We start from the raw sequence: 24,596 nt of genomic DNA, 5'->3' as shown, positions 1-24,596 counted from the left end.
TTACTCTCCTTCTTTACAACGACACTTTATTTTTACGAATTTACACTTTTTGTATAACGATTCACTACATTAAAAGTTTTTAAACGTCTACATTTCAATCAAAGTATTATTTTTTCATTTTAAGTAACATATTATTTCCTATAAATAACTATATGTAAGAATGGAATAATTAATTTCTTGTAAAAATTTTGAATTTTTTTGATTAAGATTGCGTAAATAAGTGAAAATAATAGGTATAGCATGTCATCAAGGAGGGTTTTCATGGCGATCATAAAAGTGTCAGCTTCTGTTTTTTCAAAATATAAAACAGTAGATCGCGCACTAAAAAAAGCAAGTAAAGATGATGTCATCCTACTTGCCAATGGAAAATATAAAGAATCGATATCCATTCATCGAAATGTTACGATTACTGCAAAATATGGAGATATTGTTTACTTAAAGGGCGCTATCATCATCCCGAAAGGTTTCGAAGTTACATTTGAAAATATTAACATTCATCCTTCTACACAGTTTTATGTTGAAGGAACTGTATTTATAAATAATTGTACATTCGATGGGTCTAATACAAATGTGCTTCTTTCGTTTAACGGCGGAAAAGCAACGATATCAAACTGTCATTTTTTTGGAGCAAACGAAATTGCAGTAATATTGTGTAATAAAAGTGTGGCTACGTTTCTAGATTGTACTTTTGATAACAATCAAAAATCGCATTTATTTATAGAAAATTCAAAGGTAGAATTAAAAAATTGCGAGTTTTCCAAAGCGCGCCATGGCATATGGCTAAAATCAAATTCAAAGGTTACTACTGAAAATGTCAATATCCATCACCATAGTGGAACCCAAATTATTGTACAAGAAGAGTCCACCTACCAAGATTCTGGAAGTACAATTGAACATGGAGAAGGCAACGGTATTTATGCAAACGACCAGTCGACTGTCCTATTAAATGAAACAATCGTCCAGCATCATGTACTCCCTCAGCTTTGGATACAAAAAAGTACTATACAACTAACAAACTGTTCTATTGAGCAAGGTAGCGAATCAGGGCTCATGCTGCGAGAACAATCCGAAGGAACAATTATAAATAGTAAATTCTCCCACCATAAAATTGCCAATATCCAACTCACACTAGAATCACTACTAAATATGACTGATAGCAACATTAGTAAATGTCGGGGTGTTGGTATTCAAGTAAAAGAAAAGTCCATTGTCAATTTTATAAATGCTATCTTTGAAGACAATGTATTATCTCAGCTTTACATTACGGAAAAATCGATTTGCACTGGGAAAGATTCCGTTATCAAAAATGGAAAACAGGTAGGAATCTTTGTTGATAAAGAGGCTTCTTGTTCGATCGTAGCAAGTAAAATATCCAATCACGCGAACACTGCTATTACAGCGATTGGCGCAGAAATTTTCTTATTAGACACTGAAATATTTGCCAATAAAGGAAATGGGATTTTGACGGTAAAGCAGACGGAAGCCACCATAGAAAACTGTCAATTTCAAAAGAACCAAATGCCTCATATCGCCGGGAAAGAAAAAGCACAAGTAACGGTCTCAGCTAGTACATTTACTGGTGGTAAAGGAATTTTTATGATTGAAAACTGCCAATTAGAAGTTAATGACTGCCATTTTACAGACGGTACAGGTGTTCAAATCGAAGTTGGAAGTCACACAAAAGCAACCATTCATAAAACAAAAATAATACAAGGTACAAGTAATGCGATAAAAGCGATGAAAGATGCCTCGATTCACATTACAGAATGCCAAATTATCGCCCATAAAATGCCTCAAATTGTTGTGAATGATAGTTCGCTCATTTTCAGAAATAGTGAGCTGTTACATGGTGAAAAAAATGGCTTCATTATCGAAAATCATTCGGAAGCATTAATACAAGATTCATTTATTTCAAATCATCAATATCCACAAGTGTGGATTGATTTAGAGTCATCAGTTGAGCTCTCTTCAACTCAATTAACAGAAGGACATGAATCAGACATATACGTCCAAAACAATTCGACCGTCCACGCGACAAATTGCATCATCCATAACGATAAATTTAACTTTAATATTCAAGCCGTTAACCATTCCAAAATAAACTTAGTCCAAACAGCTGTAGAAAATTCAGTTGGCGAGAAATTTTATAGTGAAAACCATAGTGAAATTACTAATTCGTATGATGAAGTAAATTGAGTAATGAAGCCAGGCTACAGACTCAGGCCCGTGCCCGCATAAAGCGTACCCGGAACTTGAAACCAATTTTACCCGCATCAAAAAAACAATTTTTCTCTTAGGAGAAAATTGTTTTTTTGTTTTGTCTCAGCTTCTTTATTTTTGTCTACTTCGAAGCCTTTGCTCTTCGTTATGGTGGCAAAAAATTCTAGCCCCTCTGAATTTAAACGTTTTCTTCTAGGCTAATTTATGAGAAAATAGTTCGTTAGAAAGGAAGTAAGTAATTAATGACTACGTTAAAAGAAATTACCCCAAGCTATGATCCATGGGAAGCCTATTTAGACGTTGAACAACATGGCGGCCTAACTTTATCCAATATTGAATTTACAACAACCACTTTATGTAATATGCGTTGTGCACATTGTGCCGTTGGTTACACACTTCAAACGAAAGATCCCGAAGCATTACCAATTGAACTGATTTTGAAACGACTAGATGAGATTCCTCATTTAAAAACAATTTCAATAACTGGTGGCGAGCCGATGATGTCAAAAAAATCGGTGCAAAACTATGTTCTTCCACTCCTAAAATATGCACATGAACGTGGAGTTCGTACACAGATGAACTCAAACTTAACAATTGATGGTGCACGCTATTTAGAAATCGCTCCTTATTTAGATGTGTTGCATATTTCACATAACTGGGGAACGATTGAAGAATTCGTAGAAACAGGATTTGCAATGATGGAACGTAAACCCACAGAAGAGCAACGGGCGGCCCTATTCCAGCGGATGATTGATAATTCAAGAATGCTTGCAGATCATGGTGTTATGGTATCGGCTGAAACAATGTTAAATAAAAAGACATTACCGTATTTAGAGCATATTCATAAGCAAATCGTCGAGGAAATGAAGTGTGCACGTCATGAAGTCCACCCGATGTATCCATCAGACTTCGCTTCTGCGCTCACTTCTTTATCACTTGAAGAGACACGTGACGCGATTAACCATTTACTAGATATTCGGGATGAAAATACATGGATGCTTTTTGGTACATTACCGTTTTATCCGTGTAGTAAGTCTGAAGAAGATTTGAAATTACAAGAGCGTATACGTCAGACGAAAAATGTAACGCTTCGAAACGATCCTGATGGCCGTTCACGTTTAAATATTAATATATTTACTGGTGAAGTCATCGTTACGGATTTTGGTGATACGCCAGCTCTTGGAAATATTCAGCATGATTCATTACCAGCCATATTTGATAAGTGGTTAGCGACGGACTTAGCAAAAAGCTTAAACTGTCATTGTCCTGCTGTTAAATGCTTAGGACCCAATGTACTTGTAAAAAATATGTATTATGAACATGAAACATTTGTAAGTGGTTCTGTGAAATAAAACGTAAAAATGCCTCCCTACAATTCGTACAAAATCGTACTAGTATTGTAGGGAGGCATCTATTATATTTCAATATATTTTGGGAGCTCTGGGATGTCTGATTTTACATCAGACTCTGTTAGGCTTAAGCCGTTTAATTTATATTTTGAATCAAACTCCAACTGGACGAGTAAATCATCGGGCTCCGCGATATTTAATCGATTGTAAAGAGCTTGATGCGTTAAATCAACAGCGCAAATACATTCTATCGTATTTTGAACATGATATTTTTCTTGTTCCGTAATTGGGAATGCCCCATTTAGTAAATGCGGCATAATTGCATCACGTAAAAATCCTTGTGCTTCAACAATACAGTTAAACTCTGCTAATTTATCCGCATACGAACGTAGATGAACACGTTCTGTTTTCCGCTGTAAATTTAAATCGCTTACTTGCGTAATAATTGTTTTTAATCGTTGTGCTGCCAGCTCATTTAAACGATTTTGTACAGTATATAAATTTTCACTCACAAACACTTCGTATTTCTTAATAAATTCTAGTTTTTCCTCACATTGCTTTTGGAGCTTATTTAGTGAATGGATCCGTTCAATTATTAAACTTTCCATTTCATTATTTGCTATTGGGAATGTTAAGGGTTTCCCCGTAAGTTTTTTATATTGCTTTTCTAAGCGGGAATATTCCATCGAATAATCGACGTGTAATTTTCGGTAATCCCGTACATTTTTTTGATACAAGACGGCCATTTCTTCATATTTTTCTACTAATGAATCGCGTAAATATAAGTCGCTCGCAAGTTTTTGCAACAACTGATAGAGCGTTTGGACATCTTTAAAGACGGTGCTAACATTTTGATATTCCTCTTCATAGGACGTAAGCAGTACTAAATCGCGTTGTTGACGACTAAATTCGTACTCCGAGTCTGATTGATATCGCTCCACATTTTCAAGGGCAGAAATATAAGGCTCCCGAGTTGGAATGACCTCGATCTCTTTTCGTAATCTTTCTAGCCAATGGATAAACAATTCCGTAACGTGACGCGTCTTCTTTTGCTTATCCTCTACTAAGCGATAAATTAATTGAGAGAGATGTGTAATATTCGAATCAATTAATAGTTGCGTGTCATTCGTTTTTCTTGCTTTTAACGCATTTAATGCAGATACCCCTAAAAATTCACCTGCTTTGTTGCCATATCGCGCCTTTTCAGAAGCAAAAGATTGTTCAACATCGCTTGTAGATTCGTCAATCCCATTTAAAATGATATGCGGCTGTATATTGAAAGTTTCTAATTTATTTAGTAAATTCACCTCATCAACAGTCGCAGGTGAGCCATTTCGTAAAACCCAAAATACTTCGTCGACACGCTGGATTAACGAATGTGAGAAGTAAGCGGTATTGTTATTTCCTACTTCTAACGCTGTTGAATCAATAAGTGTGACCGCTTTTAATAAATCATGTTTAATATATACTTCAATAAAATCTAAATGCTCCCGGATTATTTGAGCGCTATATGTATCAGAAACTGTAAGTAAATGTAATTTGGAAATATCAAATGTTGCGACCATGCCATCTAGGAAAATTGCTTTTATACACTCTTCTTCTCCATAGCGTAAAAATGTGTTAATATTTGTTGGCTGATTTTTATTATCTTCAAGTAATTCTCTTCCAAGTAAACTATTTATTAAAGTCGTCTTTCCTACCCGTTCTTTCCCTAAAAATAAAAAGATTGGCTGACTATCTGCATCATCAATAATTCGCTTAAGTCGTCTTGTCGTATCTTTTACATAAGAATTTTGCGATAAAATAATGTGCAGAGGCTTAAGACGATCTATTAATTGCTGTAAATCCGTAATGTCATTTAAACTCGTCTGCTGTGCATCTGTTGGCTTTGTCATCTGTATTCCCCTCTTATCTAGTAATATTTCCATTATAAGTCCTTTCAAAATTGCTTGAATATGGAATTTTCAACAGATTCAAAAAATCACTACAAGTGTCACAGTCATAAACGACAAAAATAGGTAATAGTACACACTAACTTTAATAGAATACAATTAATAATGATTCATTCCACATCTATCGTCTTGCTCAATTTGACGGTCATGATATGATAGGAAAAGATTATTTAAAGGGGTTTTTTTATGGGAAGTATACGTGAGCAATGGTTCGGAAATATACGTGCAGATGTATTAGCTGGTTTAGTCGTTGCATTAGCACTAATTCCGGAAGCCATTGCATTTTCAATATTAGCTGGTGTTGATCCTATGGTAGGTCTTTATGCATCCTTTGTAATTGCCGTAACAATCAGCTTTGTTGGGGGACGCCCTGCGATGATTTCTGCTGCTACTGGCGCGATGGCATTAGTCATTGTCTCATTAGTAAAGGACCATGGTTTGCACTATTTACTAGCTGCCACAATTTTAACTGGATTTATACAAATAGCATTCGGTCTACTTAAAATTGCGAAATTAATGAAATTCATTCCAAATGCTGTGATGATTGGCTTTGTTAACTCCTTAGCTATTTTAGTATTTCTAGCACAAACTCCGCACTTTATCGGTGGGGATTTCATGACGTGGTTATTTTTACTTGTGACGATTGCGTTAATTTATGCGATTCCTTATATCATTAAAGGAATCCCCGCTCCATTAATTGCAGTTGTTATCTTATCAATTGTAGCGGTCTATTCAGGCGTCAATTTAAAAACCGTTGGCGATATGGGTTCGATCAGTCAGTCATTACCGTCGTTTTTCATTCCAGACATTCCATTCAATTGGGAAACGTTCATGATTATTTTACCGTATTCCTTAGCACTTGCTGTTGTAGGTTTAGTGGAATCGTTACTCACAGCGTCTATTTTAGATGATATGACGTCTACAGAAAGTGATAAAAACAAAGAAGCACGTGGTCAAGGCATTGCCAATGTCATTAACGGATTTTTTGGAGGAATGGCGGGTTGTGCGATGATTGGTCAGTCAGTTATTAATGTTAAATCCGGTGGGCGCGGTCGCCTTTCAACGTTTGTTGCAGGTAGTTTTTTAATGTTTCTTATTTTAGTTTTAGGTGATTATGTTGTACAAATACCGATGCCTGTACTTGCTGGTGTTATGGTCGTTGTTTGTATTACACAATTTGATTGGCATTCGTTTAAATATGCAATGATAGCACCAAAAAAGGATGTCTTTGTCATGCTATTAACGATTGCTGTTGTACTCTACACACATAATCTTGCAATTGGGGTTGTGGCAGGTATTATCGTAAGTGCGCTCTTTTTCGTCAATGAAATTTCTCGTGTCAAAATAACTCAGCAAGGAACAACGTATGCTGTATCAGGGCAATTATTTTTTGCTTCAACAGAAAGCTTTGTCGAATATTTTAAAACACAAGCGTTTTCCTCTAATTCGATTATCATCGATTTCACCAATTGTAAAGTATGGGACGATTCCGCAGTTGGTTCATTAGTAAAGGTGAAGGACTTGTTAAAGGCGAAAAATATAACTGTAGCGTATACAGGCATTGATGAAGCAAGTAAACAATTGCTTGTGAAGTTAACCGGTCATACGATAATTGACTAACTTTGGGGGAATGAACATGTATCCACATATTTTACTTGCGGCAGATGGCTCTGAAAACTCATTTCGTGCAGCAAAAGAAGCAGTTAAACTAGTCAAATTAAATGAACATAGCAAAATTACACTATTATTTGTGATTGATTATGAAAAAGTAAAAACAGAGGTACTTCACGCAAATTCAGCAGAAAGCTTGTATATGGAACGCAAGAAAAAGCTACAACACATTGAGCAATTATTCACGGCAGAAAACGTGCACTATGCAATTGAAATGGTGCATGGTAGTCCTGGTCCTGAAATTGTGAACTATGCCAATTCAAAAAAAGTAGATTTAGTTATTATCGGAAGTAGAGGATTAAATAGCTTACAGGAAATGGTGCTAGGAAGTGTATCTCATAAAGTAATGAAACGTGTCCAATGCCCGGCCATGATTGTTAAATAATTGTATTCTTTAATTCAAAAGTCAAAACACCATTTTTCTCTAATATGAAAAATGGTGTTTTATATTTCATTACGTTTACACTAGATGAAAGACGTTTCTTAAAGTTAAATGATTAAGAGCAGTCTCACATGTAGAGTTATTTACGACAAATACAATTGGTTGTATGGTCATTTACCATACCGACTGCTTGCATAAACGAATAGCAGATTGTGCTCCCTACAAATTTAAAGCCATCTTTTTTTAATTGCTTGCTCATTCGGTCACTAATTTCTGTTGTGATAGGAACTTCTTCAATCGTATTCCAGTAATTAATGATCGGCTTCCCATCTACAAAGGACCAAACATACTGTGAAAATGACCCATAATCGTTTTTTATTTTTATGTAGCTTTGTGCATTCGTCACAACACTAGCAATTTTTAAACGATTACGAATGATTCGCTCATCTTCCTTTAATTGTGCTAATCTTTGTTCATCATAAGTAGCAATCACTTCAGCATTAAACTGGTCAAATGCTAAGCGGTATCCTTCTCTTCGTTTTAATATCGTCAGCCAACTCAGTCCAGCTTGTGCGCCTTCTAAACAAAGCATCTCAAATAGATGCTGATCATCATATACAGGTACGCCCCACTCCTCATCATGATACTTTACATAAATCGGCTCATCTAACTTCACCCATGCACAACGTTCCATAATAATCACCCCAACGGTTGTTTTCTTTCACTTTAAGCGAACTATTTTGCATTCGCAATCAAAATGTGATAGATTTAACTGACGAACGTTAGGAAGGTGATAATATGACGCAACAAAAAATCGTTCTGGCAGCTTATAGTAACTTTGCTGAGCATGGGTATAGTGGTGGTTCCCTAGCACAAATAGCGGAAGAAGTAGGGATTCGCAAGCAATCAATCTATACGTATTTTAAAAGTAAGGATGATCTTTATTTATCAATATCTCAAGATGCCATGCAAACAGAGCTGGCCTTTATGAAGGGATTTATCGAGCAACAGCAAGAGCAAGAAGTTGAACAAATGCTCTATCTACTTTTACGCGCAGCACAACAACGCTTTATGCAACAATTAAGTACTAAATTTTTTATTCGGTCGACATTTATTACACCACCCCATTTAGAAAAGCAATTACTGGAGCAAACTTATTTTTATTTAGATTCATTAGAAGCTATACTAAAACACTTTTTTGCTAAACAACAAATAGCAGTATCCCCAACAATAGCAGCAAGTAGCTTTTTAGCGTTACTCGACAGTTTATATGTTGAAATGCTTTATGGTGGTGAAGCACGCTTTGAAAAACGGTTAGAAGCCGGTTGGAAAGTGTTTTATCGGGGCATTACAAATTGAGGTGAAAGATGATGACAAAATATTGGCTCCTTGTATTATTAGCAGGACTTATTGAAATTCTTTGGGCAATGGGCTTAAAATATGCAAGCACGATTGGCATGTGGATAGGCGTTGTTGTGCTCATAATTATATCCTTTTATATTTTAATTATTGCAACAGAAAAATTACCTGTTGCAACGGTGTATGCGGTATTTACGGGAATAGGAACCGCAGGAACAGTTATTGTAGAGACATTATTATTTAACGAACCATTCAGTATTGCAAAAATTGGCTTTATCGCCCTTTTATTAATAGGCGTAATTGGACTAAAACTTATTTCGAATGAGCCAGAAGAAGCGAGGGATAACTAATGGCTTGGGTATATTTACTATTAGCAGGTGCATTTGAAGTTGGTGGAGTAATTGGCATGAATAAGGTTGCTCAAAAACGCAACATCACGAACTTCACCATTTTATTTGGATCATTTGCTTGTAGCTTTACATTGCTTGCATTAGCAATGAAAACTTTACCGATGGGAATTTCTTATGCTGTTTGGACGGGTATCGGTACTGTTGGTGGAACACTCGTGGGAATGTTTCTTTATAACGAATCTAAAAGTTGGAAAAGAATTTTGTTTATTTCGTTTATTTTAATTGCGGTTGTCGGATTAAAGTTAACGCAGTAAGATAGAGTCACAGCTTAAACGTGGAGCAGCCATTTCTCGTTCTGCGTTTTTATATTCGTATATTATAGTGGAGGTACATATATGAAAGCTTATTTACAACTTATCCCTATCCCAATGAGCGGGCTTATGCTAGGTTTTGTTTCATTGGGGAACGTATTTCATACAGTAGAACAGCATGTACTAGGGCATATTGCATTTTTCATTGGTGGCTTTTTATTATTAATGCTTTTGTCAAAAGCGTTGTTTGCTTGGTCAAGTGTTTTATCAGAAATGCAAAATCCAATTATCGCATCTGTGTCCCCTACTTTTACAATGGGTACGATGGCTTTTAGTAATGGCTTACATTACTATTCTGTTCCAGAACTTCTCATTCAAAGTATATGGATTATTGCTGCTGCTACTCAAATTTTTATTATTTTGTATTTTATTAAGGCATTTATTTGGAGAAAAAAATTGTCAATTTCGATGATTTTTCCAAGTTGGTTCATATTATTTGTTGGAACAGCGATGATGCCGTTAACTGCTGGACAGCTATCAAATGTTTTCACAAAAGGAATCCTACTTTTTGCGGTGATCTCATTCATTATTCTCGTTCCGATTGTAATTAAACGTGGGTTTATTTTAAAAGACTTACCAGAGCCCACTATTCCAATGATTACGATTTTAACAGCGCCTGCATCATTAAGCTTAGCTGCTTATTTCCAGCAGTATGAAGGAACATTACCAATCGCAATTACTCTATTTGTTGTCGCTCAAGCTTTATTTTTATTAGTATTAACAAAACTAGTAAGTGCTTTAAAGCTTCCTTTTTATCCAAGCTATGCGGCCTTTACGTTTCCTCTTGTTGTTACAGCAACAGCAACACATGCTATGTATCAATTTTTAAGTAATCATAATATTGACTTACTATGGTTAAATTGGGTTGGAAACGGACAACTAATCCTTGCTACTTTAATGATTTCATATGTTTTCATTCGATATTGTAACTATTTAGTTTTTCAATTTAAACAACAGCGTATAAAGCAACAATCAAATCAAGAAGTGATTTCATAACGAATACAACTTATTTTTAATAACAAAAAGCACCGAGATTTAATTCTTGGTGCTTTTTGTCATTTCATTCGATAGCTGTAGTGTGCATTTGTCGTGAATATTCTTTCTTATTGTACATTCTGAATTTTACGTCCCCTATCGCTTCTTAAGCATTTGCAATTAGAAACTTTTTCCACTCAGATGTCGTATAATACTTAAGGAGGTCGAAAGAAATGAATAAATGGTTGTACTTTATTATTGGCATAGGCGTTATTAGTAGCGGCCTTTATATTTGGTTAGGCTATGAAATAAATCAAGGGGAGAAAAATAGAGCAGACGGTACAAATGATTATTTAATCGTATTAGGAGCTAAAGTGAAGCCGGGTGGTGTTCCCTCCCTGTCTCTTAAAAACCGTTTAGATGTTGCTGCAGTATACTTACATGACCATCCTCATGTAAAAGCAATCGTTTCAGGTGGGCAAGGACCCGATGAGGACAGAACCGAAGCCTCTGTAATGTTTGACGTGTTAGTAGAAAAAGGAATTGCTCCAGATCGAATCATGCTCGAGGATCAATCTACTTCTACTTATGAAAATCTACTCTATTCAATGTCTCTATTACCAGAAAAGATTACAGATATTACAATCGTTTCGAATGATTTTCATTTGCGGCGAGCAAGTCTGTTAGCTCAAAATTTAGGATTGCAGTCCGATGTATTAGCAGCCCCTACCCCTAAAGTAGTTGAGTTCAAATCACGGGTTCGGGAAAGGCTAGCATTATTAAAAACATTTATTGCAGGTAAATAATTTTACATTTAGAAACCATTTCGTTATTTTTATAGAGAACGACAAAATGGGGTGAAATAAATGAAACTTAGTATTTTAGATCAAGTACCAATTTCAAAAGGGATGACTTCAACAGAAGCTCTTGCAAATAGTGTAAAAATTGCTCAGCTCGGTGATAAATTAGGCTATGAGCGCATGTGGTTTGCCGAGCATCATAATATGACTTCATTAGCAAGCTCTGCACCTGAAATTACAGCTGCCTATGTCGCAGCAAAAACAGAGCGTATCCGAGTTGGTACCGGCGGGATAATGATGATGCATTATTCCCCATTAAAAATTGCAGAAGTATTTAAGACATTAGCTGCGTTAGCGCCAGGTCGCATTGATTTTGGCGCTGGGCGAGCACCAGGTGGAGATGGACTAGCTATGACGGCTCTTGCGAGTGGCAGACGCCCAGAGATGAATGAACAATATGATAAGCTTGAAATCATTTTACGTCTGATGAATGAGCAGCAAACAGGTGAGGCAGTTTATGATGCAGTCGTTGCCGCGCCATTTAAAATTCAACTGCCACAAGCATGGCTGCTAGGCTCAAGTGGTCAAAGTGCTAGACAAGCAGGAGCTGCTGGGGTTGGGTACTCGTTTGCTCAATTTTTCAATGGGCAAATGTCTAAAGGAATTTTTGACGCCTATCGCAATGCTTTCCAACCGTCTTATTTTATGGAGAAGCCAGAAATAATTACTACTTATGCAGTATGTGTGGCGGAAACAGAAGAAGAGGCGGAATATTTATCGATGCCGATGCAAATTGCGCGACTAAATTTAATGCGAGGTAAGCTAACACAAGGGATTTCTCCTGAGGAAGCAAAGGATTATCCATTAACAGAAATGGATAAAATGATTTTACAGCAAAACCGTTCATTAATGCTTGTTGGATCAGCGAAGGAAGTTGCGGAGCGAATTTTATATGAGCAAGAGTATTACGGATTTGATGAGGCAATGATCAATAGTAATTTATATACTGTTGAGCAACGTTTAAATAGCTATCAATTACTGGCAGAGCAATTGATCAAATAATTTCAGATGCAAATTTTGTGAGGCTGGGACAAAACCAAAACATCATTTTTCTCGAGTGAGAAAAATGATGTTTTTTGTAATTGGTTTCCGTTGTGAGAACGATTTCCGGGGGAGTCGCCCCTCCACTACAACCAATTTATTAAGTATCTAATTTTTAATACTGCATTTTCCATAAATAGAGAAATTCCCACTTCTGTCCTAGCCTCTTTTTTTTCGCTAATTCATTCCGCTAGAAATCCATTTCAGTCTGTAGTTTTATACGGTTGCAATTTGACTAGCCGTCTGTGGATTAATGCGCGCTACGATAATACTGTTAATCGCATTTACATAAGCAAGTGCAGATGCCTTTAATATATCAGTATGGGCAGCCTTTGCCATATACGTCTCGCTATTAAATTCAACAATAATTTTTACTTTTCCTAATGCTTCTTGCCCACGTGACACAGAGCTAATATTATACTCGACTAATTTAACGTTAATCCCCGTTACCTCCGCTATTGCTAAGTAAAGCGCATCAATTGGACCTGAACCTACAGCACTTGCTTGAAAGACATCCGCCCCTCGTCTTACTTTCACGCTTGCGGACGGGAACGTTGAATTTGAGATAATTTGTAAATCTTCAATTTCATAAAACTGGTCTGCATAAGTTTGTTCGTTTGGATTGTTTTTCTCTGCCTTTTCATAATACTCCTCAACGATTACATATAAATCGTGATTATAGACTTCCTTCTTAGAATCGGCTAATTTTAAGAAGTTTTCAAAAATACCTTCAAATTCTTCCACAGTAAAATCTTTAAAACCAAGCTTTGATAATGCATTTTTGACTGCATGGCGGCCGGAGCGTGCAGTTAATACAAGCTCCATATCTTCTAAACCTACATCTTCTGGATGAACAATTTCATAGGCATCTCTAGATTTTAGTAAGCCATCCTGATGTATGCCCGAAGAGTGTGCAAAGGCATTATCTCCTGTAATTGCCTTGTTTACTTGTACATCAATGCCCATAAAGCTTGATACTAAGCGAGATGTGTTCATAATTTCCTTCGTATGAATATCCGTAAATACATCATACACATCTCCACGAGTTTTAATCGCCATTACAACTTCCTCTAAAGCAGCATTACCAGCCCGTTCACCAATACCATTTATCGTACATTCTACTTTATCTGCACCATTTTTAATGGCAGCTAGCGTATTTGCTGTTGCCATACCTAAATCATTGTGGCAATGTACGGATAATAGCACAGAGTCATCTAAGTTTTTCATGCGGTCATTCAGTTTCGCGATCATTTTTCCCCATTGCTCCGGCTCTGCGTACCCTACAGTATCAGGGACATTAATCATTGTTGCACCAGCCTTCATGACGGCCTCAATCGTTTTCCATAGATACTCAAAATCTGAGCGCGATGCATCTTCTGTTGAATATTGTACTTGTGGAAGTAATGTTTTAGCGTATTTCACCGCATCAACACCGATCTGTAAAATTTGATCTTTTGATTTACTAAACTTTTTCTCTACATGAATATCCGATGTGCCTAATACCATATGAATCATCGGATTTTGTGCATGTTTTACTGCATGATACACAGCATCAATGTCACTCTTCACCGCACGAGCAAGTGCTGTAATCATAATATCTGATGTATTCCCTACTTTTTGTGCTACTGCCTTTACCGCATCAAAATCACCTTGAGAAGATGCAGGGAAACCGGCTTCTATTATGTCGACACCTAGTTTTTTTAATTGTTGAGCTATCTCTACTTTTTCGTATAGGTTTAATTTTGCACCTGGTACTTGCTCACCATCACGTAACGTTGTATCAAACACCCAAATTTTTCGACTCATTTACAAAACCCCTTTTCTGTTTTATTTTGATGGGAAAACAAAGTAGGCACAGCGGCAAAATAAAAAGCCCCGCCTCTATCAACTACTGATAGAGACGAGACTGAACTCGCGGTACCACTCTAAATTGAACGGTCATTACTGACACAATTCCACTTAACGACAGCACAATACTGTCTTGCCTAATAACGGAGGCATCCGACTTCCCTACTGACATTCAGGTTGTAGCTCATGGACGAGTTCAATTGCTGTATCCGTCAGTTTACACCACCCACTGACTCTCTTTAAGAATACGGGACAATTTACTACTTCCAATCAAAGCCTTTTCTGTTCTCTTGAAAGCAAGTTTACGCACTTTCCATATTGATGTCAATATTTATCTGAAAATTTTTAATTAAATAACAATTAAATGCGATCACCATTGAAAATCGAGTTTTTTACGATCACATAATCTACATTGCGAATTGCAGCTAATGTTTTCCCACCTGAATAAGAAATAGATGATTGTAAATCTTGCTCCATTTCTGTCAAAGTATCCATTAAAGGACCTTTGTAATTAACATACATCTTTTTACCTTCTACGTTTTTGCGCTCACCCTTTTGGAACTCTGACGCAGAGCCGAAATATTCCTTCATAAGTTTACCATCAACTTCGACTGTTTTTCCTGGTGATTCCTCATGACCAGCAAATAATGAGCCAATCATAACCATTGTCGCTCCGAAACGTACCGATTTAGCAATATCACCGTGCGTACGAATACCGCCATCTGCAATAATTGGTTTTGATGCTGCTTTTGCACACCAACGAAGTGCGGCTAACTGCCATCCACCAGTGCCAAAACCTGTTTTAATTTTTGTAATACATACTTTACCTGGTCCAATACCTACTTTTGTCGCATCCGCCCCTGCGTTTTCTAATTCGCGAACAGCTTCAGGCGTCCCTACATTTCCAGCAATAACAAAACTGTTTGGTAAATGCTTTTTAATATGACCGATCATGTCAATCACTTGATTTGAATGACCATGTGCAATATCAATTGTAATGAATTCCGGTGTTAACTTTGCATCTGCAAGCTGTTCAACAAATGCATATTCTTCATCTTTCACGCCAACAGAAATCGATGCAATGTACCCTTTCCCCTGCATATCACGAATAAATTGCTCACGCGTTTCTGGATTGAAACGGTGCATAATGTAAAAATAACCTTCAGATGCCAATTTTTCAGCAATTGTTTCATCAATTATCGTTTGCATATTCGCTGGTACAACCGGTAATTTAAATTGATACCCACCTAGTGTAACTGTTGTATCACATTCTGTACGGCTTTTCACAATACACTTTGCAGGTATTAATTGAATATCCTCATAATCAAAAACTGTATCCATCATATTAAAACACTCCTAAACACGAACATTTTTTTATTCAGCTTAATAATCATTCGCCATTAGGTACTTTATAATAGATTGAAAGCGGTGTCAACCAAAATTGAACATTTTTTTAGAATTTCACTCAATCTAAGAAATGTTTTGAATTTACTACTTCCTTGCAACATGTTGTCGTACAATAGTATAAAGCTTGAGAGGAGGAATACATATCGACGGTCAATTAGTTGCGATGTCCTTAATGAATTTAAAAGGACGTGAGCTGCGAATGCTTTATGCATTGTTATTTAAAACAAATATTTTTAGCTTGTTAAGAGTAAAAACGAAGGAATTATTTAATAAGGATGTAGACCACTTTAATGCCAACCTGGAAAAGGAAATGCAAAAAATCGAGCAAATTTCAGATGAAGCACTACAGCTTGAATTATTTTTAAAGCTTACGGAAGTGTATGAGATGAAAGGAATTCCTTATCACTCTATCGAAAATATAGAACAACAATGCACGGCAATAGTAGAACATGCTTATAGTGATTTAGAAAAAAGTGATCATAATTTTATTGATTTCACAGATCGTTCAACAGATCAAACGAAGCTACAGCAAATCATTCAATTTGAAATGCAAAAATTATTCTTTTCTTTTGATGATAAATATCAAGAATTAAAGGAAGATGAACGCTTCAAATTCACGCAAAAGATACAAGAATTTCTTGTTGAATTACCTGATGATGAACAAATCCGATTAAAAAACCGATTACAAATTGAGGAAGTTACGAAGGAGACCATTCACGAAGCAATGGTTGCAAGGGGATCTGTATTTGTATTATCTGCTATTGTGGAAATTGCTGGCTTTACGGCCTATACAACATTAACAACTGCCATGGCTTCAACGATTGCTTTAGGAGGAGTAGCAATGCCTGTTGGCGTATACACATTAGCATCATCGCTCCTTACGTTAGTCATTAACCCGTTCATTTTAATCCCATTAGCAATTGGTGGAGGTGGTTGGTTAGTATCACGTCAAAATAAAGTTTCACAAAAAAGATTAGTCCCAATTGTACTCTTACAAATGACACTTCCCTCGATGGTCGCATTACCAAACAATGATGAAAAATTATTTCAACCAATCATTTCACGCTGGCAGCATTTAAAAAACAAGCACACTAGTTTACTAGACGACCAACATCAATACTTAAAAGAAATTGCCCTTCGTCAAAAAAAGGCCGTTTCCGCTGAACGGGAGAGTGCAGAATTAGCAAATACGATTCAGGCGCTTACAAAAGAGAAAGAATCAATCCGACAGGCATTATTAAACGTTATTTATGCGATTGACAAATCCGAACAATCGACTACCTATGATCACTTACTCCAAACAATTTCTTCAAAAAAAGAGCGAATTGCAACGCTCGAAATTCAAAAAGCAAACAACTCAAAGCAAAAAGGCTTTTGGAAATCGATAAGTTCCGCTTTTGATAATAGTTCATTGCGGTCTGAAATACGGACTTTAACCGAGGAAATTGGGGAAGCAGAAATGCAATTAGTGGAGGAACTTTTACAAACGGAAGGTACTGTATTGATGAATGATCGGCAACGGTTTCAAAAAATCATTAATGAAACAAATGACCTTATTCAAAAACGCTCTGAATCTTCAAATACAGCTCTTACATTACGTGGTGAAATTGCCGAATTAGAAGAAAAATTATCTGTAGTAAAGAAAGAAATAAAAAATTACCAATCAAAATATTATGGCATTGCGGATGAATAAAGTTAAAAAAAGGTGTCCTAAAAGAGTCATTTAGGGCACCTTTACATAATTTATCAATTGATTTAAAGAATGAATTTCAGCAAATGGTTTTATTTTCGTATCGTTCGAGTGTTTGTTTGGATTGAACCAAATCCCCTTAACATTGTCATTTTGACAGCCACCAATATCCTTTTCTAAGTCATCCCCTACAAATAATGTCGCTTCAGGTTTTACATTTAGCTTATTTAAAGCGAATTCGAATATTCGTTTGTCTGGTTTACTAATCCCCACTTCTTCTGAAATAAAGATTGAATCAAAACAACAATGTAAATTTGTATTACTTATTTTAGCGTATTGTCTCTGTGTGGAGCCATTTGTTATTATGGCCACCTTCACTTGCTCTTTTATAACATTTACGAGATGTAGTACGTTTTCGTTTATCGAAAAACACATAGGAAAATGTTCATTCCAAAATTTTTGAAGGGCATTTCGCTGAATTCTTTCGATTGGTGGGAATTCATTAAAAAATGCTTCCAAAACAAAAGCTTTATCATTTTGACCATAAGCCCTACTGTCATAGTCTTTGAATCTTTTAAGCATTTTGTTTTTTTCTCCATCGGTAATCTCGTCATAATACTTGTCTAAAATTATTAAAAACATCTTATCGACTGCCTTATTTCGATCAAGTAATGTATCATCTAAATCAAAGAATATAGCTTGAATGTTTGTCAAATTACCCCACCTCCTTTATCACAAAATATGAATACTTAAAATTATGAAGGATACCTTTATTCAAAAATATCCGTTCGCTATTTTTTAGCAAACGGATAAATTTAAACACTATTCTTATATATATATTAGTTTTTAATTGTGAATATATTTCTCAAATACATCCCCGAAATCTTTCTTCACAAATTGCGCTTTTTGATCGATTAACCACTTGTGAGAGAAGCTTGTAATTTCTTTAAAGGATGAAGCTGGAGAAATACTATCATTGCCAATTCGGCCTAGTGAATTCGACGCTAGCGTTAAGCTTTGTTTAGCGGCCTCCATACTAAAGGCATTTGTTTTTTGCTCAAGCGAAATGGCATGCAACGCTTTATATAAGTCTTTAATCTCAGTTAAATATTTTTTATGAATATCAATGCTTAATGGATTATTGCCTATTGTAAACTTAATTTCAACATCTAAATCGATTGTACCTGCTGTTTCTAACAGTACTTGATCAATTGTGTAATGCTCATAATCATAACGGCGTAGTAAACGCTTTTTACTAATGGCATTGGCACCGTCAACATGAATTAACGCATAGTTTGTAAAGCAATATTCATCTGCTTTTGTTTTAATTAAAAAATAAATTTTTTCATCAATTTCATTAAAGACGAAATCATCTGCATCCGTTTTATCAAAATCTTCTTTTGATATAACAACACCGATATCTGATAAGCCGAGTGCATCGGCAGCAATTTTTTTAAACATCGAGCATCCTCCAAATCTATTTGAATTCTACTTAATTTTACCACACTTTTTATGATTTTTTGTGGTGCTTCTTTTGGAAGGAACCGCTATTTTTTCCTAGGAATCGTCAATGTGTGCCAATCATTTGATTTTAACCGTTTTGCCACATAGACGATTTGCCCAATATGATAAGAATAATGATACATTTGGCGTTCAATTGCGTCGATCACCGTATGTGGTTCATTTCGGATTGTAATAATATTTAAAAGCTGCTCTTCAGTAATGCTTTCTAACGCATTTAAAAAAGTATCCCATCCAACCGCCCAAATATTCATTAGCTGTTCTTTGGAGGCAATATCCCCTACAAATTCGTCATCTCGATTTCGGTCAGGTTTCTCTCCATCCGTTGTAAGAAAATCCGTCCACCGAGATACCATGTTTCCACTCATATGTTTTATGATAATCGCAATACTGTTTGACTCTTCATTCGGCGTCCAAAATAGCTCACTTTCACTTAATTGCTCCATTGCTTTTTCAGCCGTTGTTTTGGCTTCGAGAAATCGTTGCCTAACAGTTGTTAAATAAGCTTTACCTAAGTTCATCTTTTCCCCCCCATTTTATATACGAAAGATCATTCTGAAATTGTCGAAAGTCTGTTACTTAATTGATCCAAAATGATTTCTTCTACAGCCTGACCATTGTAGTCTATATACGCAACCGCCTTGCCCTTTACTGCCACAATCGTTTTGATTAACCCGTTATTATATACAAGTAATTGATTAAAGCGACGATCATTTATTTTCGTAAAATCCTTTTTTTCCACTCTATATTCATTTCGTTCGATTAAATCATCCATGAACAGTGCGGTTAATTGAGCGAACTGAAGTTGGTATACCTCGTAACTCATATATGGTCGATAAGACGATTGATCATCAATTAATGCTTGATTTGATTTATACTGAATCGGTGCTAAAATGCTCCACTCCACCGAGTATCGATTATTCCAATCTACTTCATCCCAAATATCACTTGATTCTCGACGTAAATTTGCATTTTGTTCGATATCCGCTAAAGGGATAATTGGCAAATCGTGCGCTTCTGCTGGCATCGTTTTTGTATCCATTTTTATTATTTGTACAATAGGCATAAATGCTAATGCGGTCATTAGAAGGAGGTATGATAGGAAACCAATTATTAATACCCACCTTCGTTTCTTCTTATTCGATGATCTAATGGTGGTTATACTGTTTAATTGTTCTAAACTATATTGACTAATACTTTTCATGGAAATATATGCAGTAGGTAAAGACATAAGTATATATCCTACTAAAATAAAGAAAAGTATATGTTCACTCACTACAAAATGATATATAGATGCTTCACTTCTAAAAAGGAACGCTACAAAAATTGCTGATAGAAGGAGCGTCGGAATGAATGTAATAAAGATAGTATTTCTCGTCCACTTTTTAACCGTTTCAAAAGCCTTTAATTGCACCTCTCGATCAATGATGCTTTGTTCTTTTGCATGCTCATTTGTCGTACTAAAAACATGGTACGTTGTAAAATAGACCGTATAGTTCGTGACATATTCAAAGCCTAATTGTTCACTTTTTTCCAGCTGAACGGTTGATAAGTTCATCCAATTCGAAGGCTCAATTTTATAATAGACGTCACTTTTTTCTCCTTTTTCAAAAGTAACTAAGTACTTGCCTAGCTTTTTTAAGTGAAACCCTTTGGCGGACATTTCCTGAAACCATACTTCCTGCTCAGCTATCCGCCAAAATTCATCTATTCGAATTTTTCGAATGAAATTACCCATATCAAACCCCTTATATTTAATTATTAACTCTTTAATAAACTTGTAGGGTATCCCACATATGCTATTACTTGATTTGGCATTTCGACTAGATTTCCGACCGCATATTCATTAAAAAGTTGTTCGATTTCTTTCACATATTCATCAAATTTCGGCTCTCCTTTTTGAAGAGAGTACGATGCTGATAGACACCGTTGAATATATTTTTCCTTCGTGAAGAATAACGGATCGGAAAAGGAAATCACTTCATATTGCTTATTAAAAAAGGAATTGATTTTATAATCATCTCGCTGCATCCAACCACTAAAACCAGGGAAATTCGGACAATACTTCTCAAAAAGCTGATGCATCCTTTGATTAAGTAAAGCGTTCTGGTCGCGCACATTCCATATTAAAAATACTTTTCCCTCTGGTTTTAAAATACGTGAACATTCCCATTGAAAGGCGACTTCGTCAAACCAATGAAATGCCTGGGCGACTGTAACAAAATCCACTGATTTTGGCATTAGTCCTGTAGCTGAATCGGAGCCTGTTAATGCTTTAAAATGAGTAAACTGCCCAAGCTCTTTCATTGCCATATCACGCATATCCTTGTTCGGTTCCACACCATATACAAAGCTGCCCCGCTCTAGCAGTAATTTCGCAAATTTCCCTGTACCTGAACCGATATCTGCGATAACAGACTTCTCTGTAAATCCGCATTGTTCATACAAGTAATCTATTAATTGCTTAGAATAAGATGGTCGAGCAGATGCATAATGGCTAGCTAAGCCCGTAAATTTATCTGTATTTTTCATCGTCTAACTCCCTTCAAAGGCGTATTTAAATTAAATTCCCCCACCATTAAGTAGCAAAATTAGCCCAACAACAAACATGATCCATGAAAGCGCTGAACTTGTATTCTTTTGTATTAAAATTTGCAAATTCCTTAACGGTTTTACCATCCATCGACGGAATAATATGAATAGGAAAAGTAAAAAAAGTGCTGGTACAATCATTATCACATTGTATCCTAGTAAAATAGGTAACCACTCATAAAAGCTAAAGTGATGACTTACCATTAGCCCGATCGAAGCAAAATAAGGTATGGCAGTAGCTACTTCCACAACAAACGTCGTTAATCCCATTGCAACCATTGCATTTACCTTAAAGTTTTTCGGCCTCGGTTGATCCATTCCTTTTTTCTTTGGCACAAACCAACTACCAATAAATAAAATAGCTCCAATACTCGTCATTGCTATTTTGGCCGTATTGCTACTGAATGCATCTGCAATTGGACGAAAAATAATATCTAAGCCAAGCATTAAAAAAATACCCGTACTAAAATACAAGACGATAATCGTAACTAAATAGGTGATGATTAATTTCGTTTGTTTTCCTTTTGCTGACAGTAATACATATACTGTTACGCCGATTATCGCTGGACTAAACATATCAAGTAATGCCAATGCGCCAATATACAATAAAATTTCATTACTCATAGCTGACCGGCTTCTTTTCTAGCTTCATAAATGGTATATGCTTGTTCAATAAAGTTTATAAAATCATTATCTAATGGATACAATCCAGCTTGCTCTGAAAGTGAGGGGGATTTTCGTATTTCCCACATTTTCTCTAGAAAAAGATCGTTATCCTTATATGCTTCTTCACTCTTTTCGACCATACGTTTTATAATACGTTGTACCTCAGCTGATTCAGCACCATGTGACACCTCTTGCTTCAACTGCCCTAATAAAGCGACCCATTCTAACGAGTGAGGATCATTCCGATTTATATTCGGAAGTTTTTTGATTAAATCCATTTCACTATCAGCGAATAGTTGCTTTCGAAAGGCTTGTTTTTGGTCTTGCTCTCGTAATGAAAGTTGAATCATCTGTTGAATAAGGGCTTCTGTCAGCTCCCCTTCGATGGCTAAAGCATTTTTCAAACCAATTAATGTATTCTCCATTTGCTTTAACTTCTCTTGCTCCTCTTTCACAAATGCAAGCTGATGCTCAATACTAGCGGACCAATTCCACGTCTTATTCAAAAGTGTTTGAATTTCCTTCAGCTTAAACCCTAAATTTTTGAGAAATAAAATTTGTTGAAGTTTTTTTAGTTCTTCTTCTCCATATAGACGATGGCCACCCTCTGTTTTAGCTGATGGTATGAGTAAAGCAATCTCTTCATAATAGCGTAATGTACGAACTGAAATACCCGTTCTTTTTGAAATATCTTTAATGGTAATCATTATTTACGCGCCCCCTATCATTTTCCAACAGTATACAAAATGACGTTGCGTAAGTTTCAAGTGTTTTTAAAAATCTTTTTCATAAAGCTAATTAAATGAAACGAGCTGGAAAAGTTCCAAACATACTTTGCTACATTTTTAAGCTTCCACTTGGATTCCAAATCCGCTTAATTTCGATTTCTTCATTCTTTTCTATTAAATATACATCCGGATTACTAAGTTGTTTCCATTGTTCGAAACCAAATTCTGTTGGTGAGAAATGCTTTAATAATAATGTCATAAGGTTACCATGCGTAATAAGTGCTATCGTATGTTCATTTTCCTGAAGCAATTGCTCCACTAATTCTACAACGCGCGATGCCGCTTCCCTACTTGATTCACCGCCTGTAAGCTTTAAATTTTCGTCATGAAAGCTTTGTTTTAATTTTTCCTGCCAATCGACTAAATTTTCACTACTTAAAACTCTTTCCATTAACCGATCGTCTATTTCGATCGGCATATTCTGTTTATTCGCAAAAGGCAATATGGATTGAACCGCGCGATTAAATGGACTAGAAATGATTTTTTTTATGGGCATGCCCTCTAAAAATTTTACTAACTCTTTAGCTTGATACTGCCCGCTATGAGTCAGGTTTGCGGTAGGTGCCTGCCCTTCCGCTTCACAATGCCTTATGACAACTAATTTTTGCAAAATAATTCCTCCTAGTGCAATTAAAATAATTCTTCCATTCAAAAGAAATCATAATTTTATTTATTTTAACAATTAATGTAAATAAAAGAAATAAAAATGCTGGCTCAAGCACTGTACAATACAGAGCTTAAGCCAGCTATTATAAAAAGGAAGTTCCATATACGCTTACTTATAGTGAGCAATGTTTAGCTTCGCGTTTTTTCTAATTACATGATTAAAAAATAATGAAACAATTAACAAACTAATAAGGGCAGAATCAATGATGCGAACAACGATAATACCATACGCTTGAATGGATACTTCATCGATTACATACCATAAACAAAACAGAAGAAATGTGAGTACGGTAATTTGACCCCAATACATACATTTTTGTATTGGTTTTATCCTCTCATCACGTATACCTCCATTTCTTTTTGTACGAATATACATATATCCTATTATTAAGATGATTCCAACCATTGTGCTTCCATGTTGTAAAAACTTATAAATAGGGATATTCAAATTCAACATTGAAACGGTGTAGGTAAGAAACGGTAACTTTAATACCACATATCCGCCTATATGCGTAAAGGAATCCCAAACTACATGTGTCAGCATCCCTAATAACGCGGAATATAAAAAAACAATACTCTTTACCAAAATGTTGGCGCTTACTTTTGGGGTAGAATGATCCTGAAAAATTGATGGAAGATGAGTAATTAATGCCCTATGTATACATGCTTTATAAAGGAAATAGACGATAATGACGAGCGGTAAATTAAATAATATAAATCCGCTAAAGGTATGACCGTATACACTATGTGGCTTTCCATGAAGAAAATACTCAAAATCTGGTGACATACTACCTAATACTAAAGCTAAAAAATTTATGTACATACTCTTCCTTGAAAATGGTAAAACTGCAGCTGGATGAGCAAAAGTCAACGGCATTATGCTTCACT

Annotated in this window: 24 protein-coding genes and 1 other annotated feature; of the genes, 11 read left to right on the top strand and 13 right to left on the bottom strand. The window is 35.8% G+C overall.

Annotated features, from left to right (window positions below; genetic code table 11):
• Nucleotides 1-261: 261 nt before the first annotated feature.
• Both MKZ17_RS10725 and yfkAB read left to right on the top strand, forming a co-directional pair.
• Nucleotides 262-2,196 carry a right-handed parallel beta-helix repeat-containing protein gene (locus tag MKZ17_RS10725; RefSeq protein ID WP_340723729.1) on the top strand — a complete coding sequence of 645 codons (1,935 nt, stop codon included), beginning with the start codon at nucleotides 262-264 and terminating at the stop codon, nucleotides 2,194-2,196.
• A 266-nt stretch (nucleotides 2,197-2,462) separates the two neighbouring features.
• Nucleotides 2,463-3,572: a radical SAM/CxCxxxxC motif protein YfkAB gene (gene yfkAB, locus MKZ17_RS10720; RefSeq protein ID WP_340723728.1), complete on the top strand. Its 1,110-nt coding sequence runs from the start codon at nucleotides 2,463-2,465 to the stop codon at nucleotides 3,570-3,572.
• Nucleotides 3,573-3,634: 62 nt separating this feature from the next.
• Here the strand turns inward: yfkAB and MKZ17_RS10715 are convergent, their stop codons facing one another.
• Complete coding sequence (locus MKZ17_RS10715; RefSeq protein WP_340723727.1) at nucleotides 3,635-5,464, bottom strand: GTPase; 1,830 nt, start codon at nucleotides 5,462-5,464, stop codon at nucleotides 3,635-3,637.
• Between the two features lie 243 nt (nucleotides 5,465-5,707).
• On the opposite strand from MKZ17_RS10715, the gene MKZ17_RS10710 reads away from it, so the two are divergent.
• Nucleotides 5,708-7,141 (top strand): SulP family inorganic anion transporter, encoded by a 1,434-nt coding sequence (locus MKZ17_RS10710; protein ID WP_340723726.1) that lies wholly within the window; start codon nucleotides 5,708-5,710, stop codon nucleotides 7,139-7,141.
• A gap of 16 nt (nucleotides 7,142-7,157) precedes the next feature.
• Nucleotides 7,158-7,577 carry a universal stress protein gene (locus MKZ17_RS10705; RefSeq protein WP_340723725.1) on the top strand — a complete coding sequence of 140 codons (420 nt, stop codon included), beginning with the start codon at nucleotides 7,158-7,160 and terminating at the stop codon, nucleotides 7,575-7,577.
• Between the two features lie 136 nt (nucleotides 7,578-7,713).
• Here the strand turns inward: MKZ17_RS10705 and MKZ17_RS10700 are convergent, their stop codons facing one another.
• Nucleotides 7,714-8,268, bottom strand: a complete 555-nt coding sequence (locus MKZ17_RS10700; RefSeq protein ID WP_340723724.1) for a DNA-3-methyladenine glycosylase I — start codon at nucleotides 8,266-8,268, stop codon at nucleotides 7,714-7,716.
• A 104-nt stretch (nucleotides 8,269-8,372) separates the two neighbouring features.
• Between MKZ17_RS10700 and MKZ17_RS10695 the strand changes: the two genes are divergently transcribed.
• From MKZ17_RS10695 to MKZ17_RS10670, 6 genes are all read left to right on the top strand, one after another.
• A complete protein-coding gene (locus MKZ17_RS10695) occupies nucleotides 8,373-8,933 on the top strand; it encodes a TetR/AcrR family transcriptional regulator (protein ID WP_340723723.1) in 561 nt (186 codons plus the stop codon).
• An 11-nt stretch (nucleotides 8,934-8,944) separates the two neighbouring features.
• Nucleotides 8,945-9,283 carry a DMT family transporter gene (locus tag MKZ17_RS10690; RefSeq protein WP_340723722.1) on the top strand — a complete coding sequence of 113 codons (339 nt, stop codon included), beginning with the start codon at nucleotides 8,945-8,947 and terminating at the stop codon, nucleotides 9,281-9,283.
• Nucleotides 9,283-9,597, top strand: coding sequence for a DMT family transporter (locus MKZ17_RS10685; protein WP_340723721.1), 315 nt, complete (start codon nucleotides 9,283-9,285; stop codon nucleotides 9,595-9,597). The genes MKZ17_RS10690 and MKZ17_RS10685 overlap by 1 nt, the downstream gene beginning before the upstream one ends.
• 81 nt (nucleotides 9,598-9,678) lie before the next feature.
• Nucleotides 9,679-10,650, top strand: a complete 972-nt coding sequence (locus tag MKZ17_RS10680; protein WP_340723720.1) for a TDT family transporter — start codon at nucleotides 9,679-9,681, stop codon at nucleotides 10,648-10,650.
• 212 nt (nucleotides 10,651-10,862) lie between these two features.
• Nucleotides 10,863-11,435, top strand: coding sequence for a YdcF family protein (locus MKZ17_RS10675; RefSeq protein WP_340723719.1), 573 nt, complete (start codon nucleotides 10,863-10,865; stop codon nucleotides 11,433-11,435).
• 60 nt (nucleotides 11,436-11,495) lie between these two features.
• Nucleotides 11,496-12,491: an LLM class flavin-dependent oxidoreductase gene (locus tag MKZ17_RS10670; protein WP_340723718.1), complete on the top strand. Its 996-nt coding sequence runs from the start codon at nucleotides 11,496-11,498 to the stop codon at nucleotides 12,489-12,491.
• 255 nt (nucleotides 12,492-12,746) lie between these two features.
• On the opposite strand, the gene MKZ17_RS10665 is transcribed toward MKZ17_RS10670, so the two are convergent.
• Both MKZ17_RS10665 and guaC read right to left on the bottom strand, forming a co-directional pair.
• Nucleotides 12,747-14,336, bottom strand: a complete 1,590-nt coding sequence (locus tag MKZ17_RS10665) for a 2-isopropylmalate synthase (protein WP_340723717.1) — start codon at nucleotides 14,334-14,336, stop codon at nucleotides 12,747-12,749.
• Between the two features lie 87 nt (nucleotides 14,337-14,423).
• Nucleotides 14,424-14,661 (bottom strand) — a binding site (T-box leader).
• Nucleotides 14,662-14,738: 77 nt separating this feature from the next.
• Nucleotides 14,739-15,719 (bottom strand): GMP reductase, encoded by a 981-nt coding sequence (gene guaC / locus MKZ17_RS10660; protein WP_340725538.1) that lies wholly within the window; start codon nucleotides 15,717-15,719, stop codon nucleotides 14,739-14,741.
• Between the two features lie 190 nt (nucleotides 15,720-15,909).
• Between guaC and MKZ17_RS10655 the strand changes: the two genes are divergently transcribed.
• Complete coding sequence (locus MKZ17_RS10655) at nucleotides 15,910-17,478, top strand: hypothetical protein (RefSeq protein ID WP_340723716.1); 1,569 nt, start codon at nucleotides 15,910-15,912, stop codon at nucleotides 17,476-17,478.
• 30 nt (nucleotides 17,479-17,508) lie between these two features.
• Here MKZ17_RS10655 and MKZ17_RS10650 read toward each other — a convergent pair whose 3' ends face one another.
• The 9 genes from MKZ17_RS10650 to MKZ17_RS10610 all read right to left on the bottom strand — a co-directional run bounded on the left by MKZ17_RS10650 (nucleotide 17,509) and on the right by MKZ17_RS10610 (nucleotide 24,585).
• Nucleotides 17,509-18,189 (bottom strand): HAD family hydrolase, encoded by a 681-nt coding sequence (locus MKZ17_RS10650; RefSeq protein WP_340723715.1) that lies wholly within the window; start codon nucleotides 18,187-18,189, stop codon nucleotides 17,509-17,511.
• Between the two features lie 132 nt (nucleotides 18,190-18,321).
• Nucleotides 18,322-18,936 carry a PH domain-containing protein gene (locus MKZ17_RS10645; RefSeq protein WP_340723714.1) on the bottom strand — a complete coding sequence of 205 codons (615 nt, stop codon included), beginning with the start codon at nucleotides 18,934-18,936 and terminating at the stop codon, nucleotides 18,322-18,324.
• Between the two features lie 86 nt (nucleotides 18,937-19,022).
• Nucleotides 19,023-19,517, bottom strand: coding sequence for a DUF1572 family protein (locus MKZ17_RS10640; RefSeq protein ID WP_340723713.1), 495 nt, complete (start codon nucleotides 19,515-19,517; stop codon nucleotides 19,023-19,025).
• Nucleotides 19,518-19,546: 29 nt separating this feature from the next.
• Complete coding sequence (locus MKZ17_RS10635; RefSeq protein WP_340723712.1) at nucleotides 19,547-20,734, bottom strand: DUF2812 domain-containing protein; 1,188 nt, start codon at nucleotides 20,732-20,734, stop codon at nucleotides 19,547-19,549.
• Between the two features lie 23 nt (nucleotides 20,735-20,757).
• The gene (locus MKZ17_RS10630) at nucleotides 20,758-21,528 is read right to left on the bottom strand and encodes a class I SAM-dependent methyltransferase (protein ID WP_340723711.1); all 771 of its coding nucleotides are present in this window, start codon (nucleotides 21,526-21,528) and stop codon (nucleotides 20,758-20,760) included.
• 30 nt (nucleotides 21,529-21,558) lie between these two features.
• Nucleotides 21,559-22,212 (bottom strand): GAP family protein, encoded by a 654-nt coding sequence (locus MKZ17_RS10625; RefSeq protein ID WP_340723710.1) that lies wholly within the window; start codon nucleotides 22,210-22,212, stop codon nucleotides 21,559-21,561.
• A complete protein-coding gene (locus MKZ17_RS10620; RefSeq protein ID WP_340723709.1) occupies nucleotides 22,209-22,961 on the bottom strand; it encodes a MerR family transcriptional regulator in 753 nt (250 codons plus the stop codon). The genes MKZ17_RS10625 and MKZ17_RS10620 overlap by 4 nt, the downstream gene beginning before the upstream one ends.
• Nucleotides 22,962-23,091: 130 nt before the next feature.
• Nucleotides 23,092-23,652, bottom strand: a complete 561-nt coding sequence (locus tag MKZ17_RS10615; protein WP_340723708.1) for a histidine phosphatase family protein — start codon at nucleotides 23,650-23,652, stop codon at nucleotides 23,092-23,094.
• 165 nt (nucleotides 23,653-23,817) lie between these two features.
• Entirely contained in the window at nucleotides 23,818-24,585 is a 768-nt protein-coding gene (locus MKZ17_RS10610) for a DUF4184 family protein (RefSeq protein ID WP_340723707.1), read from the bottom strand.
• Nucleotides 24,586-24,596 lie beyond the last annotated feature (11 nt).

This window comes from Solibacillus sp. FSL R7-0682, assembly GCF_038005985.1.
GTDB lineage: Bacteria > Bacillota > Bacilli > Bacillales_A > Planococcaceae > Solibacillus.
Note: the sequence above shows the minus strand (reverse complement) of the source record. Positions and strands in the feature narration are given on the sequence as shown.

Bases quoted from the DNA above. Each gene is read 5' to 3' on its own strand.
- MKZ17_RS10725 (WP_340723729.1), top strand. From the start codon at position 262: ATGGCGATCATAAAAGTGTCAGCTTCTGTTTTTTCAAAATATAAAACA.
- yfkAB (WP_340723728.1), top strand. From the start codon at position 2,463: ATGACTACGTTAAAAGAAATTACCCCAAGCTATGATCCATGGGAAGCC.
- MKZ17_RS10715 (WP_340723727.1), bottom strand. From the start codon at position 5,464: ATGACAAAGCCAACAGATGCACAGCAGACGAGTTTAAATGACATTACG.
- MKZ17_RS10710 (WP_340723726.1), top strand. From the start codon at position 5,708: ATGGGAAGTATACGTGAGCAATGGTTCGGAAATATACGTGCAGATGTA.
- MKZ17_RS10705 (WP_340723725.1), top strand. From the start codon at position 7,158: ATGTATCCACATATTTTACTTGCGGCAGATGGCTCTGAAAACTCATTT.
- MKZ17_RS10700 (WP_340723724.1), bottom strand. From the start codon at position 8,268: ATGGAACGTTGTGCATGGGTGAAGTTAGATGAGCCGATTTATGTAAAG.
- MKZ17_RS10695 (WP_340723723.1), top strand. From the start codon at position 8,373: ATGACGCAACAAAAAATCGTTCTGGCAGCTTATAGTAACTTTGCTGAG.
- MKZ17_RS10690 (WP_340723722.1), top strand. From the start codon at position 8,945: ATGACAAAATATTGGCTCCTTGTATTATTAGCAGGACTTATTGAAATT.
- MKZ17_RS10685 (WP_340723721.1), top strand. From the start codon at position 9,283: ATGGCTTGGGTATATTTACTATTAGCAGGTGCATTTGAAGTTGGTGGA.
- MKZ17_RS10680 (WP_340723720.1), top strand. From the start codon at position 9,679: ATGAAAGCTTATTTACAACTTATCCCTATCCCAATGAGCGGGCTTATG.
- MKZ17_RS10675 (WP_340723719.1), top strand. From the start codon at position 10,863: ATGAATAAATGGTTGTACTTTATTATTGGCATAGGCGTTATTAGTAGC.
- MKZ17_RS10670 (WP_340723718.1), top strand. From the start codon at position 11,496: ATGAAACTTAGTATTTTAGATCAAGTACCAATTTCAAAAGGGATGACT.
- MKZ17_RS10665 (WP_340723717.1), bottom strand. From the start codon at position 14,336: ATGAGTCGAAAAATTTGGGTGTTTGATACAACGTTACGTGATGGTGAG.
- guaC (WP_340725538.1), bottom strand. From the start codon at position 15,719: ATGGATACAGTTTTTGATTATGAGGATATTCAATTAATACCTGCAAAG.
- MKZ17_RS10645 (WP_340723714.1), bottom strand. From the start codon at position 18,936: ATGTTTAAAAAAATTGCTGCCGATGCACTCGGCTTATCAGATATCGGT.
- MKZ17_RS10640 (WP_340723713.1), bottom strand. From the start codon at position 19,517: ATGAACTTAGGTAAAGCTTATTTAACAACTGTTAGGCAACGATTTCTC.
- MKZ17_RS10635 (WP_340723712.1), bottom strand. From the start codon at position 20,734: ATGGGTAATTTCATTCGAAAAATTCGAATAGATGAATTTTGGCGGATA.
- MKZ17_RS10630 (WP_340723711.1), bottom strand. From the start codon at position 21,528: ATGAAAAATACAGATAAATTTACGGGCTTAGCTAGCCATTATGCATCT.
- MKZ17_RS10625 (WP_340723710.1), bottom strand. From the start codon at position 22,212: ATGAGTAATGAAATTTTATTGTATATTGGCGCATTGGCATTACTTGAT.
- MKZ17_RS10620 (WP_340723709.1), bottom strand. From the start codon at position 22,961: ATGATTACCATTAAAGATATTTCAAAAAGAACGGGTATTTCAGTTCGT.
- MKZ17_RS10610 (WP_340723707.1), bottom strand. From the start codon at position 24,585: ATGCCGTTGACTTTTGCTCATCCAGCTGCAGTTTTACCATTTTCAAGG.